The sequence below is a fragment of the Pseudomonas sp. CYM-20-01 genome (assembly GCF_023169845.1).
Classification (GTDB): Bacteria; Pseudomonadota; Gammaproteobacteria; order Pseudomonadales; family Pseudomonadaceae; genus Aquipseudomonas; species Aquipseudomonas azotoformans.
This window is the reverse complement of sequence record NZ_AP025169.1, coordinates 1,716,971-1,730,634: the sequence shown is the minus strand read 5'-3', so window position 1 is coordinate 1,730,634 and position 13,664 is coordinate 1,716,971. Positions and strand designations below refer to the sequence as shown.

The window sequence follows — 13,664 nt, the reverse complement described above, 5'->3', positions numbered from 1 at the left end:
CATCACCACTTTTGGAGAGCTTCATGATCGACCTGTATTACTGGACCACCCCCAACGGCCACAAAATATCGTTGTTCCTGGAAGAAGCCGGCCTGCCCTACAAGGTGCACCCGATCAACATTGGCCAGGGCGAACAGTTCAAGCCTGACTTCCTGAAGATCGCTCCCAACAACCGCATCCCGGCCATCGTCGACCAGAACCCGACCGACGGCGGCGCACCGATTTCCCTGTTTGAGTCCGGTGCGATCCTGTTGTACCTCGCGGAAAAAACCGGTCAGTTCATTGCAAACGACCTGCGTGGCCGCCAGGAAGTGCTGCAATGGCTGTTCTGGCAGATGGGCGGCTTGGGCCCGATGGCGGGGCAGAATCATCACTTCAGCCAATTCGCACCGGAGAAAATCCCCTACGCGATCAAACGCTATGTGGATGAAACCGCACGCCTTTACGGGGTGCTCGACCGGCGCCTGGCGGACCGTGCGTTCGTGGCCGGTGAGGACTACAGCATTGCCGACATGGCGATCTACCCGTGGATTGTTTCCCACAAATGGCAGAGCCAGCGCCTGGAAGATTTCCCACACCTGCAGCGCTGGTTCAACAGCATCAAAGAACGGCCGGCGACGGTTCGGGCGTATGAGCTGGTGCAGAAAGTGAACCCGCCCAAGTCTTGATACGCAATTCCTGAAAATAAGGCATGGCTCCCGCTTGCGTCGTTTCGCCGCGCTCACTAACGTAGCGCCTTTACTGACGCTACCCCCCGCAGGAGCTTTGCCATGGCCTCGCCAGCCCTCTCACATTTTCTTCCCCGGTTCGGCGTTGCCGCGGCAATGGCCAGTGCGTTAAGCCTGGCCGGTTGCCAGCTCCAGAGCACCCAGGACACCCTGCCGCCGGTTGCCGGCGTACAGCCGATCAAAGGCCTCGCGCAGAACGTATCGGTACGCCGCAATGCCCAGGGCATGCCGTTGATCGAAAGCAACACCTTCCACGACGCGCTGTTCAGCCTCGGTTATGTGCACGCCAGTGATCGCATCACCCAGATGGTCACCCTGCGCCTGCTGGCCCAGGGCCGGCTGGCGGAAATGTCCGGGCCCGAAGTGCTGGATGTCGACCGCTTCATGCGCGCGGTCAACCTGAAGAAAAGCGCCGGCGAGCTGTACAACGCCTCCAGCCCGCGCCTCAAGCGCTTCTTTGAAGTGTATGCGCGCGGCGTCAACGCCTACCTGTTCCGCTACCGCGACAAGCTGCCGCCGGACCTGGCCCAGACCGGCTACAAGCCCGAGTACTGGAAGCCGGAAGATTCGGCGCTGCTGTTCTGCCTGCTGAATTTCAGCGAATCGGCCAACCTGCATGAAGAGATTTCGTCGCTGGTGCTGGCGCAGAAGGTCGGCGTCGACAAACTCGCCTGGCTCACCCCCAGCGCGCCGGATGAAGCGATCCCACTGGCCGAGGCCGAAAAACTCAAGGGTGTGAACCTGGGTCAGATCACCGGCCTGGCCGGGCTGGACGCGGTCAGCCAGCAACTGAGCAGCCTCAACGCCCTGGCAGTCACCACCTCAAGCAACTGGGCCATCGCCCCGCAGCGCAGCCGCAGCGGTAAAAGCCTGCTGGCAGGCGACCTCGCCGCCCAGCCGCAGGCACCGTCGCCGTGGAGCTACGTACAGATCCGTGCACCGAAATACCAGGCCGCCGGCGCTTCGATTGCCGGCCTGCCGACACTGTTGTCCGGCTTCAACGGCAAAGTCGCGTGGAGCATGAGCACGGTCAAGGGCGACACCCAGGACCTGTTCCTGGAGAAGGTCAAGCGCCAGGGCAGCGCGCTGTACTACGAGAACAACGGCAAATGGCTGCCGGCAGGCGTGCGTAACGAAACCTTCTTCATCAAGGGCCAACGCTCGATCCGCGAGGTGGTGTACGAAACCCGTCATGGCGCCCTGCTCAATAGCAGTCAGGCGTTGACCACCGGTCTGGGCCTGGCCCTGCAAACCGCTGACTTCAAGGACGACAAGAGCCTGGATGCGTTCTTCGACCTGTCCCGCGCACAAACCATCGGCAAAGCCTCGGATGCGACCCGGGAAATCCGCGCCATCGCCCTTAACATGATCTTCGCCGACGCCGGCAGCATTGGCTGGCAAGTCACCGGCCGCTTCCCTAACCGCCGCGAAGGCGAAGGCTTGCTGCCGTCGCCGGGCTGGGACACGCGGTTTGACTGGGATGGCTACGCCGACGCGATGCTGCATCCCTATGACCAGGATCCGGCCCAAGGCTGGATCGGCACCGCCAACCAGCGCACCGCGCCGCGTGGCTATGGCATGCAACTGTCCAACTCCTGGGACGCCCCGGAGCGCAGCGAGCGCCTGGCGCAACTGGCCAATGCCGGCAAGCATGACAGCCGCAGCATGATCGCCATGCAGTACGACCAAACCACCACCTTCGCCGCCAAGCTCAAGAGCATGTTCCAGGCGCCGGGCATGGCCCAGCCGCTGAAACAGGCGATTGACGCACTGCCTGCGGCGGAACAGGCCAAGGCCCGTGAGGCGCTGGGGCGCCTGATGGCGTTCGATGGTCGCCTGGTGTCCACCTCTGCCGATGCGGCGCTCTACGAACTGTTCCTGCAGGAGAGCACCAGACAGATCTTCCTCGACGAGCTGGGGCCGGAAAACAGCGCCAGCTGGAAAGCCTTTGTCAGCAACGCCAGCCTGTCCTATGCCGCCCAGGCCGATCACTTGCTGGGCCGCGAAGACAGCCCGTTCTGGGATGACGTGCGTACGCCGCAGAAAGAAGACAAACCGGCGATCCTCGCCCGCAGCCTGGCCGCCGCGATCAGCGCCGGCGACAGTCAGCTGGGCGCCGACCACAAGGCCTGGCAGTGGGGCAAGCTGCACACCACCACCTGGAAAAACGCCAATGGCCAGGTGATTCGTGGCCCGCTGGCCTCCGGTGGCGACCACAACACCTTGAACCCGGCGCCCTACAGCTGGGGCCAGGACTTCACCACCACCCAGGTGCCGGCGCTGCGCCTGATTGTCGATTTCGGCCAGGTGGAGCCGATGATGGGTCAGGGCGGCATCGGCCAATCCGGCAACCCGGCCAGCCCGAACTATGCCAATGGCATCGACCCGTCGCTCAAGGCGCAATACCTGAGCTTCCCGATGCAACCGCAGAACTTCGAGAAGGTGTACGGGAAGGCCCGGTTGACCCTGACACCCGGTAAATAACCCGGCTTTTCATGAAAAACCTGGATCTAATGTGGGAGGGGGCTTGCCCCCGATAGCGGTGTATCAGCCAGCCAAGGTGCAACTGACCCACCGCAATCGGGGGCAAGTCGAATCGTCGCACCGCCCCTCCCACATTTGGACTGCATGCACTCCGATAGAACTTCTCAGCTCAGCCCCGCCTCATAAGTAACAAGCCCACCTCCCCCGGTCACCCCATGGACCTTGTCATCGCCCGCCCCGAAGGCCTCTACTGCCCCGCCGGAGATTTCTACATCGACCCCTGGCGCCCGGTGGAGCGCTCGGTCATCACCCACGCCCACGGCGACCACGCCCGCACTGGCAACCAGCACTACCTGGCGGCAGCCCCCGGCGAAGGCATCCTGCGCTCCAGGCTGGGCCAGGACATCAACCTGCAAACCCTGGCCTACGGCGAGCCACTGGTGCACCACGGTGTCACCCTGAGCTTTCACCCGGCCGGGCATGTGCTTGGCTCGGCTCAGGTGCGCCTGGAGTACCAGGGCGAGGTCTGGGTCGCGTCCGGCGACTACAAGGTCGAGCCCGATGGCACCTGCGCGCCGTTCGAACCGGTGCGTTGCCACACCTTTATCACCGAATCCACCTTCGGCCTGCCGATCTACCGCTGGCAGCCCCAGGCGCTGATCTTCGCCGGGATCAACGACTGGTGGCAGGCGAACATCGCCGTCGGCAAAGCCAGCGTGTTGTTCTGTTACTCGTTCGGCAAGGCCCAGCGCATCCTGCATGGCATCGACGCCAGCATCGGCCCGATCCTCAGCCATGGCGCGGTCGAACCGTTGAACCGGGTGTACCGCGAGGCCGGCATCCATATCCCTGAAACCCTCTACGCCGGCGACTTCAACAAGACCGACCCGTTGCTACGCCAAGCGCTGATCATCGCCCCGCCCTCCGCTGGCGGTAGCAGTTGGATCAAGCGCTTCGGCGACTATAGCGACGCCTTCGCCAGTGGCTGGATGCGCCTGCGCGGCACCCGCCGCCGGCGCGGGGTGGACCGGGGCTTTGTGCTCTCGGACCACGCCGATTGGCCCGGACTGTTGTGGGCCATCGAGCAGACCGGCGCCGAGCGGGTGATGGTCACCCACGGTTCTGTCGGCGTATTGGTGCGCCATCTGCGGGAAAAAGGCCTGGATGCGCAGGGCTTCACCACCGAATACGGCGATGACGAAGAAGAGGCCGACGCATGAAGGCCTTTGCCGAGCTGTACGCCAATCTCGACGCCACCACCTCCAGCAACGCCAAGCTGGCCGCGTTGCAAGCCTACTTCCGGGGGGCCGCGCCAGAAGATGCCGCCTGGGCCGTGTATTTCCTGTCCGGCGGACGGCCACGGCAATTGGTGCCGACCCGCCTGTTGCGGGACATGGCCACCGCAGCGTCCGGCATCGAGCCGTGGCTGTTCGAGGAAAGCTATCAGTCGGTGGGTGACCTGGCGGAGACCGTTTCCCTGCTGCTACCGGAATCTGCCTACACCTCGGAGGATGGCCTGGCCGTGTGGCTGGAGGAAAAACTCCTGCCGTTGCGCGGCTTGCCTCCCCTGGAATTGGCTGAGCGCCTGCCGGCGTTGTGGGCGCAACTCGATCAACCGAGCCTGATGGTGTGCATCAAGTTGATCACCGGCAGTTTTCGCGTGGGCGTATCCAAGTTGTTGGTCACCCGTGCCCTCGCCGCCATGGCCGACCTCGACAGCAAGCGTGTGGCGCAGCGGTTAGTGGGCTACACCGACCTGTCCAATCGTCCAACCGCTGAGGGCTACCTCAAGCTGATCGCCGCCGAATCGTCCGACGAGCATGCACAACGGGGCGGCCAGCCTTATCCGTTTTTTCTGGCTCATGGCTTGGCGCAACCGGTGGAGCAATTCGAAGTGCTGCTCGGTTCTCCCGCCGACTGGCAGGTGGAATGGAAGTGGGACGGCATCCGCGCACAACTGGTCAAGCGCGATGGGCGCCTGTGGATATGGTCCCGTGGCGAAGAGCTGGTGACCGAGCGTTTTCCCGAACTTCACAGCCTGGTGAGTGGGTTACCGGACGGCACGGTGATCGACGGTGAGATCGTGGTGTGGAAGGACGCGGTGCAACCCTTCGCCCTGTTGCAGCAACGGATTGGCCGCAAGACGTTGAGCAAGAAAGTGCTGGAGGATGCGCCGGTCGCGGTCCTCGCCTACGACCTGCTGGAACATCGGGGCGACGACTGGCGCAACCACACCCAGGCCGAGCGCCGCGCCCAGCTTGAGCAGGTGGTCACCCAGTGCAACCAACCAGTATTGCTCGCCTCACCGTTGCTGACCGCAACCACCTGGGAAGCGCTGGCTGAACAGCGTGAAGCCTCGCGCAGCCTGGGCGTGGAAGGCATGATGCTCAAGGCCCGCGATGGCCTCTACGGCGTGGGCCGTACCAAGGACATGGGCGTGTGGTGGAAGTGGAAGGTCGACCCGTTCAGCGTCGACGCGGTGTTGATCTACGCCCAGCGAGGCCACGGCCGCCGCGCCAGCCTCTACAGCGACTACACCTTTGCGGTGTGGGACGGCCCGGCCGGCAGCGAACGCACGCTGGTGCCGTTTGCCAAGGCCTACTCCGGCCTGACCGACGAAGAAATGCGTAAGGTCGACGCGATTGTGCGCAAGACCACCGTGGAAAAATTCGGCCCGGTGAGCAGTGTGACACCGAGCATGGTGTTCGAGCTGGGATTCGAGGGTATTGCCTTGTCCAAGCGGCACAAGAGCGGAATTGCCGTGCGGTTTCCGCGGATGTTGCGCTGGCGGCAGGACAAGGCGGTGGATGAGGCCGACAGCCTTGCCACCCTGCAAGACCTGCTTACCTGACACCTCCCACATTTAAATTTCTTTATGACCCGAAATGGTGCGCTCATTTTTCAGCGCCCATTTTCGGGCATCTCCTACACTCAGATCTCCCTCATCCCACCTTTTAAAACGCTCATTCGGAACTACATTCGGAACTATGGTGCAGAAATTGCTACTTGTGATCCGTCTGACACCGTTCAGTAACAGTCCTAAACGCGCCACAAGCGCTTATCTTGGTTTCCAGGGATTACATAATGAAAAAAGCATTGCTGACCCTTTCTGCACTGGCTCTGTGCATGGCCGCGGGTGTAGCCACGGCCAAGGAATACAAGGAACTGCGTTTTGGTGTCGATCCGTCCTACGCGCCATTCGAATCCAAGGCCGCCGACGGCAGCCTGGTGGGCTTCGATATCGACTTGGGCAATGCGATCTGCGCCGAGCTGAAAGTAAAGTGCAAGTGGGTAGAAAGTGATTTCGACGGCATGATTCCGGGCCTCAAGGCCAACAAGTTCGACGGCGTGATTTCGTCCATGACCGTGACCCCGGTGCGTGAAAAGGCCATCGACTTCTCCAGCGAACTGTTCTCCGGCCCGACCTCGCTGGTGTTCAAGAAAGGCGCGGGCTACTCGACGCCGGAGTCCCTCAAGGGCAAATCCGTGGGCTACGAGCAGGGCACCATCCAGGAAGCCTACGCCAAGGCCGTGCTGGATAAAGCCGGTGTGACCACCAAGGCCTACGCCAACCAGGACCAGGTGTACGCCGACCTGACCTCCGGCCGTCTCGACGCCTCCGTGCAGGACATGCTGCAAGCCGAACTGGGCTTCCTGAAGTCGCCGGCCGGTGCCGACTACGAAGTGAGCAAGGCCATCGACGATCCATTGCTGCCGTCGAAAACCGCCGTCGGTATCAAAAAAGGTAACACTGAACTGAAGGCGCTTTTGGATAAAGGTATCAAAGCGTTACACGATGATGGCACCTACGCCACCATCCAGAAGAAACACTTTGGCGATCTGAACCTGTACAGCGGCAAATAATGCCTGGAGCGCCCTTCCCCTGGAGGGGCGCTTTTTTATCGCCATAGGTCCTGATTTATGTTCGAAGAACTGTTGCAAACCCTCGGGTTGAGCGCGCTCAGCCTGAAGGGTTTCGGCCCGCTGTTGCTGCAAGGCACCTGGATGACCATCAAGTTGTCGGTGCTGTCCCTGGCCGTCAGCGTGTTGCTGGGCCTGCTCGGCGCCAGCGCCAAACTTTCCAGCCTGCCCTTCCTGCGCATCCCCGCCCAGCTCTACACCACGCTGATTCGCGGTGTGCCCGACCTGGTGCTGATGCTGCTGATTTTCTACAGCCTGCAAACCTGGCTCACCGGCCTGACTGACTTTATGGAATGGGAATACATCGAGATCGACCCGTTCAGCGCTGGGGTGATCACCCTGGGTTTTATCTACGGGGCGTATTTCACCGAGACTTTTCGCGGCGCGATCCTCGCGGTGCCCCGTGGCCAACTGGAAGCCGCTACGGCCTATGGGCTCAAGCGTAGCCAGCGGTTTCGCTACGTGACCTTCCCGCAAATGATGCGCTTTGCCCTGCCGGGCATCGGCAATAACTGGATGGTGATGCTCAAGGCCACGGCCCTGGTGTCGATCATCGGCCTGGCCGACCTGGTCAAGGCCGCTCAGGATGCCGGCAAGAGCACTTATCAGCTGTTTTACTTCCTGGTCATCGCCGCGTTGATCTACCTGTTGATCACCAGCGCGTCCAACTTCGTTTTGCGCCGCCTTGAACGTCGCTACTCCGCCGGCGCCCGGGAGGCCATACGATGATCGAACTCTTGCAGGAATACTGGCGCCCCTTCCTTTATAGCGACGGCCAGCACATCACCGGCCTGGCCATGACGATGTGGCTGCTCAGCGCCGCCCTGGTCATCGGCTTCCTGGTGTCGATCCCGCTGTCCATTGCCCGCGTGTCGCGCAAGCGCCTGGTGCGCTGGCCGGTGCAGTTCTACACCTATCTGTTCCGGGGCACGCCGCTCTATATCCAGTTGCTGATCTGCTACACCGGTATCTACAGCCTCGCCGCCGTACGCGAACAACCGTTGCTGGATGCGTTCTTTCGCGACGCGATGAACTGCACCATCCTGGCCTTCGCCCTCAACACCTGTGCCTACACCACGGAGATTTTCGCCGGGGCGATCCGCAGCATGGCCCACGGCGAAGTCGAGGCGGCCAAGGCCTACGGCTTGAGCGGCTGGAAGCTCTACGCCTACGTGATCATGCCGTCGGCGCTGCGCCGCTCGCTGCCCTACTACAGTAATGAAGTGATCCTGATGCTGCACTCGACCACGGTGGCTTTCACCGCAACGATCCCCGACATCCTCAAAGTGGCGCGGGATGCCAACTCGGCCACCTTCATGACCTTTCAATCATTCGGTATCGCTGCGCTGATCTACCTGACCGTGACCTTTGCCCTGGTCGGTCTGTTTCGTCTGGCGGAGCGCCGTTGGCTGGCCTTTCTCGGGCCGAGCCACTAAGGAGCCTTCATGCGGCATCACGTCCATGAACTGATCGCGCCGGTGCCCGGCACGGCGCGGCAGATTCACAGTTTTCATTTCGGCCCGGAACAGGCCGAAGGCAAGATCTACATCCAGTCGTCGCTGCATGCCGACGAACTGCCCGGCATGCTGGTGGCCTGGCACCTCAAGGTGCAGCTGGCGAAGTTGGCGGCGGCCGGGCGCCTGCGCAGCGAGATCGTGCTGGTGCCCATCGCCAACCCGGTGGGCCTGGAACAGGTGTTGATGGATATCCCGCTGGGCCGCTACGAATTGGAAAGCGGGCAGAACTTCAATCGCCTGTTTGTCGACCTCAGTGACGCGGTGGGCGACCAGGTCGAGGCGTTGCTCGGGGACGATCCGCAGCGCAATGTCGAACTGATCCGCTCCGCTTTGTCGCGCGCCCTCGCCGCGCAAAGCGCCGACACCCAACTGCAGTCCCAGCGCGCGGTCCTGCAACGTCTGGCCTGCGACGCCGATATGGTGCTGGACCTGCATTGCGACTTCGAAGCCGTGGCGCACCTGTACACCACGCCCGAGGCCTGGCCGCAGGTGGAACCGTTGGCGCGGTATATCGGGTCGGAAGCGAATTTGCTCGCGACCGACTCCGGCGGGCAATCCTTCGATGAGTGCTTCACCCTGGTGTGGTGGCAGTTGCAGCAACGCTTCGGCGAGCGCTTCCCGATCCCCATGGGCAGCTTTTCGGTGACCGTCGAGCTGCGCGGCCAAGGTGACGTCAACCATGGCCTGGCGGCGCTCGACTGCCAGGCGATCATCGATTACCTGATTCACTTCGGCGCGATTGCCGGCGACGTCGCACCACTGCCGGACCTGCCCTACCCCGCCACGCCGCTGGCCGGCGTTGAACCGGTGGCGACGCCGGTGGGCGGCCTGCTGGTGTTCCGCGCCCTGCCCGGCGAATACCTGGAAGCCGGGCAACTGATCGCCGAAATCATCGACCCCATTACCGACCGCGTAACGCCCGTGCACTGCCAGAAGGCCGGCCTGCTTTACGCCCGTTCGCTGCGCCGCATGGCCACTGCCGGGATGGTCATCGGCCATGTCGCAGGCACCGAGGCCTATCGCAGCGGCTATCTACTTTCGCCTTGAGGATGCACGCCCCATGTACAAATTGACCGTTGAAGGCCTGCATAAAAGCTATGGCGACAATGAGGTGCTCAAAGGTGTTTCGCTCAAGGCCAGGACCGGCGACGTGATCAGCCTGATCGGCGCCAGCGGCTCGGGCAAAAGCACCTTCTTGCGCTGCATCAACTTCCTCGAAACCCCCAACGACGGCGCCATGACCCTCGATGGCCAGCCGATCCGCATGGTCAGCGACCGCCACGGCATGCGCGTGGCCGATGACGCCGAACTGCAGCGCTTGCGCACGCGCCTGGCCATGGTCTTCCAGCACTTCAACCTGTGGAGCCACATGAGCGTGCTGGAAAACATCACCATGGCCCCGCGCCGGGTGCTGGGTTGCAGCAAGAAGGACGCCGAAGACCGTGCGCGTCGCTACCTCGACAAGGTCGGCCTGCCGGCCCGCGTGGCCGATCAATACCCGGCGTTCCTGTCCGGCGGCCAGCAGCAACGCGTCGCCATCGCCCGCGCCCTGGCGATGGAACCGGAGGTGATGCTGTTCGACGAGCCCACCTCGGCCCTTGACCCGGAGCTGGTGGGCGAAGTGTTGAAGGTGATCCAGGGCCTGGCCGAGGAAGGCCGCACCATGATCATGGTGACCCACGAGATGAGCTTTGCACGCAAGGTGTCGAGCCAGGTGCTGTTCCTGCATCAGGGCCTGGTGGAGGAACAAGGCGCGCCTGAGGACGTGCTGGGCAATCCGAAGAGCGAGCGCTTGCAGCAGTTCCTGAGTGGCAATTTGAAGTAAACCTTTGGGCGCGCTGGAAGGTCTGTGGAATAGACCTTCCAGAGTTGCGCCGCCCCATGGCAAAACCCATCGACTTCGCCAAACAGTGGTTTGCCGCCAAAGGCTGGAAGCCGTTCGCTTTTCAGAAAGAGGTATGGGCGGCAGTCAAGGGCGGTCAGTCGGGATTGCTGCATGCCAGCACCGGCGCCGGCAAGACCTACGCGCTATGGTTCGCGGCGCTCAATCGCTTCGCCATCACTCGCCCGCCCGTGACGGGTAAACGCAAACCGCCCGCTGAACCGCTGACGGTGCTGTGGATCACGCCCATGCGGGCCCTGGCGGCCGATACCGCACGCGCCCTCGAAGCACCGCTGGAAGCCCTGCAGATTCCCTGGAGCGTCGGCCTGCGCACCGGTGACACCAGCAGCAGCGAGCGCGCCCGCCAGACACGGCGCCAGCCCACCGCCCTGGTGACCACCCCGGAAAGCCTGACCCTGATGCTGGCCCGCGCCGACAGCGAAGTGAGCCTGGCACACGTGCGCATGGTGATCGTCGATGAATGGCATGAATTGATCGGCAACAAACGCGGCGTGCAGTTGCAACTGGCGCTGGCGCGGCTGCGGCGCTGGCATCCGGGTTTGATGGTGTGGGGCATTTCAGCGACCCTGGGTAATCAATCCCACGCCTTGGAGGTGTTGGTCCCACAAGGCGACGGGATCAATGTACAGGGGCAAACGGCCAAAGAGCTGAAGGTCGACACCTTGCTGCCGCCGCTTGCCGAGCGCTTTCCCTGGGCCGGGCATATCGGCTTGAAGATGTTGCCCCAGGTGGTGGCCGAGGTCGAAAGCAGCAGCAGTTGCCTGGTGTTTACCAATACCCGGGCGCAGTCGGAAATCTGGTACCAGGCGTTGCTGGACGCCCGGCCCGACTGGGCTGGGGTGATTGCCCTGCATCACGGTTCATTGTCCAGAGAGACCCGCGACTGGGTGGAACGGGCGTTGAAGGACGGCCAACTCAAGGCCGTGGTGTGCACCTCCAGCCTGGACCTGGGGGTGGACTTCCTGCCGGTGGAACGGGTGTTGCAGATTGGCTCGGCCAAAGGTGTTGCACGCCTGATGCAACGCGCCGGGCGCTCGGGGCATGCGCCGGGGCGGCCCTCGCGGGTGACGCTGGTGCCGACCCACAGCCTGGAACTGGTGGAAGCGGCGGCGGCCCAGGATGCAATTGCCCAGCGACGCATCGAAGCGCGGGAATCGCCGCACAAACCGCTGGATGTACTCGTACAACATTTGGTGAGCATGGCGCTGGGCGGCGGGTTCACGCCGGATGCGTTGCTGGCGGAAGTACGCGGGGCCTGGGCGTACCGCGACCTCACGGACGCAGACTGGGCGTGGGCGCTGGGGTTTGTGCGCCATGGCGGTCTGTCGCTGACCGCCTATCCGGACTACCGCCGCGTGGAGCCGGACGAACAGGGCATCTGGCGCGTCCCCGATGCCCGCCTGGCGCGCCGTCATCGCATGAGCGTGGGCACCATCGTCAGTGACGCGAGCATCCACTTGAAGTACTGGAGCAAGGGCGGTGGCGGCAAGAACCTGGGCAGTGTCGAGGAAGGTTTTATCGCGCGGCTCAAGCCCGGCGATGGTTTCCTGTTTGCCGGGCGCCTGCTGGAGCTGGTGCGTGTGGAAAACATGACCGCCTACGTGCGCCGCAGCAGCGCCAAAAAAGCCGCCGTGCCGCGCTGGAATGGCGGGCGCATGCCGCTTTCCAACGAGCTGGCCCAGGCGGTGGTGGAGCGTTTTGATGCGGCGGCGCACGGGCACTTTAAAGGCCCGGAGATGCGCGCGGTGCAACCCCTCTTGCAGACGCAGTTGCGCTGGTCCGGCCTGCCGACGCGCGAGCATCTGCTGGCAGAAGCGCTGAAATCCCGGGAAGGCTGGCACCTGTTTCTCTATCCCTTCGCCGGGCGCCAGGTGCACCTGGGGCTGGCGAGTCTGTTGGCGTGGCGGGTGAGCCAGGGGCAGGCAGTGACCTTTTCGATTGCCGTGAATGACTACGGGCTGGAGTTATTGAGCGCCACGCCTGTGGATTGGCCCGGATTATTGAATGAGGCGCTGCTGAGCCCTGAAAACCTGTTGGAAGACGTGGCGGCCAGCCTGAACGCCGGGGAACTGGCCCTGCGCCGCTTTCGCGAGATAGCACGCATTGCCGGGCTGGTGTTCGCCGGCTATCCCGGCGCACCGAAAAGTACGCGGCAGGTGCAGGCGTCCAGCGGTTTGTTCTTCGAGGTGTTCAAGCAATATGACCCACAGAACCGATTACTGACCCAAGCCGGGGAAGAAGTCCTGCGCGATGAATTGGATATTCGTCGCTTGGAAGCGACGTTGCGTCATCTGTCGGCGCTGAAACTGGACCTGCACCTGATCGAACGGCCGACTCCCCTGGCTTTTCCGCTGCTGGTCGAGCGGATGCGCGAAAGCATGAGTTCGGAAAAACTCTCGGAGCGCATTGCACGAATGGTCAAGGACCTGGAAAAGGTCGCGGATAACGGGAAGCGCTGATGGTCTGTTCGATAACGCTGGAAGGTGAGCAATTGTGGTTGCTGGCAGACAAGGCGATCTACTGGCCTGCGCGCGGGTGCCTGTTGATTGCCGATGCGCACTTTGGCAAGGCCTCGGCGTACCGCAGCCTGGGGCAGCCGGTGCCGCAAGGGACCACCACTGCCAACCTTGAGCGGCTGGACCGGCTGCTCGCTACCCATGGGTGCGCGCAGGTGATCTTTCTTGGCGACTTCCTGCATGGCCCCGGCTCCCACGCCAGCGGCACACTGGGCGCGTTGCGGGCTTGGCGCGAGCGTCATCCCTCGTTGCCCCTGACCCTGGTGCGCGGCAATCACGATAAACGCGCCGGTGACCCACCGCCCGACCTGAAGATTGAAGTGGTGCCGGAACCGCTGCTGATGGGCCCCTTTGCCTTGCAGCACGAACCGGATGCCCACCCCAGCCACCACGTGCTGGCGGGGCATGTGCATCCGGTGTATCGCTTGCGTGGCAAGGGCCGGCAAAGCCTGCGGCTGCCGTGCTTTCAGATCGGGACGCGGGTCAGCTTGTTGCCGGCGTTTGGCGCGTTTACCGGTGGATTTGCGGTGGAGCAGGCCGATGACCACCGACTCTTTGTGGTCGGCGATCAGGAGGTGTGGCCTGTGGGCTAGGT

General features: G+C 63.1%; 11 protein-coding genes. All 11 read left to right on the top strand.

The features are described 5' to 3' along the window. The first annotated feature begins 23 nt into the window (after positions 1-23). The 11 genes from M2497_RS07655 (at position 24) to pdeM (ending at position 13,662) form a co-directional block, all read left to right on the top strand. Positions 24-668: a glutathione binding-like protein gene (locus M2497_RS07655; RefSeq protein ID WP_248486672.1), complete on the top strand. Its 645-nt coding sequence runs from the start codon at positions 24-26 to the stop codon at positions 666-668. A gap of 102 nt (positions 669-770) precedes the next feature. Further along, on the top strand, positions 771-3,212 hold the full coding sequence (locus M2497_RS07650) for a penicillin acylase family protein (RefSeq protein ID WP_248486670.1): 2,442 nt from the start codon (positions 771-773) through the stop codon (positions 3,210-3,212). Between the two features lie 215 nt (positions 3,213-3,427). Beyond that, positions 3,428-4,432, top strand: coding sequence for a ligase-associated DNA damage response exonuclease (locus M2497_RS07645; RefSeq protein WP_248486667.1), 1,005 nt, complete (start codon positions 3,428-3,430; stop codon positions 4,430-4,432). Beyond that, entirely contained in the window at positions 4,429-6,063 is a 1,635-nt protein-coding gene (locus tag M2497_RS07640; RefSeq protein ID WP_248486665.1) for an ATP-dependent DNA ligase, read from the top strand. Before M2497_RS07645 ends, M2497_RS07640 begins: the two co-directional genes overlap by 4 nt. A 233-nt stretch (positions 6,064-6,296) precedes the next feature. Then, a complete protein-coding gene (locus M2497_RS07635) occupies positions 6,297-7,076 on the top strand; it encodes a transporter substrate-binding domain-containing protein (RefSeq protein WP_071496912.1) in 780 nt (259 codons plus the stop codon). A gap of 57 nt (positions 7,077-7,133) precedes the next feature. After that, positions 7,134-7,862, top strand: coding sequence for an ABC transporter permease (locus M2497_RS07630; RefSeq protein ID WP_248486664.1), 729 nt, complete (start codon positions 7,134-7,136; stop codon positions 7,860-7,862). Further along, on the top strand, positions 7,859-8,569 hold the full coding sequence (locus tag M2497_RS07625) for an ABC transporter permease (RefSeq protein ID WP_058425263.1): 711 nt from the start codon (positions 7,859-7,861) through the stop codon (positions 8,567-8,569). Before M2497_RS07630 ends, M2497_RS07625 begins: the two co-directional genes overlap by 4 nt. Before the next feature lie 9 nt (positions 8,570-8,578). Beyond that, complete coding sequence (locus tag M2497_RS07620; RefSeq protein WP_248486662.1) at positions 8,579-9,697, top strand: succinylglutamate desuccinylase/aspartoacylase family protein; 1,119 nt, start codon at positions 8,579-8,581, stop codon at positions 9,695-9,697. A 13-nt stretch (positions 9,698-9,710) separates the two neighbouring features. Further along, on the top strand, positions 9,711-10,475 hold the full coding sequence (locus M2497_RS07615; protein ID WP_071496915.1) for an ATP-binding cassette domain-containing protein: 765 nt from the start codon (positions 9,711-9,713) through the stop codon (positions 10,473-10,475). A gap of 56 nt (positions 10,476-10,531) precedes the next feature. After that, positions 10,532-13,012, top strand: coding sequence for a ligase-associated DNA damage response DEXH box helicase (locus M2497_RS07610; RefSeq protein ID WP_248486660.1), 2,481 nt, complete (start codon positions 10,532-10,534; stop codon positions 13,010-13,012). Further along, positions 13,012-13,662, top strand: a complete 651-nt coding sequence (pdeM, locus tag M2497_RS07605) for a ligase-associated DNA damage response endonuclease PdeM (protein ID WP_248486658.1) — start codon at positions 13,012-13,014, stop codon at positions 13,660-13,662. Before M2497_RS07610 ends, pdeM begins: the two co-directional genes overlap by 1 nt. Positions 13,663-13,664 lie beyond the last annotated feature (2 nt).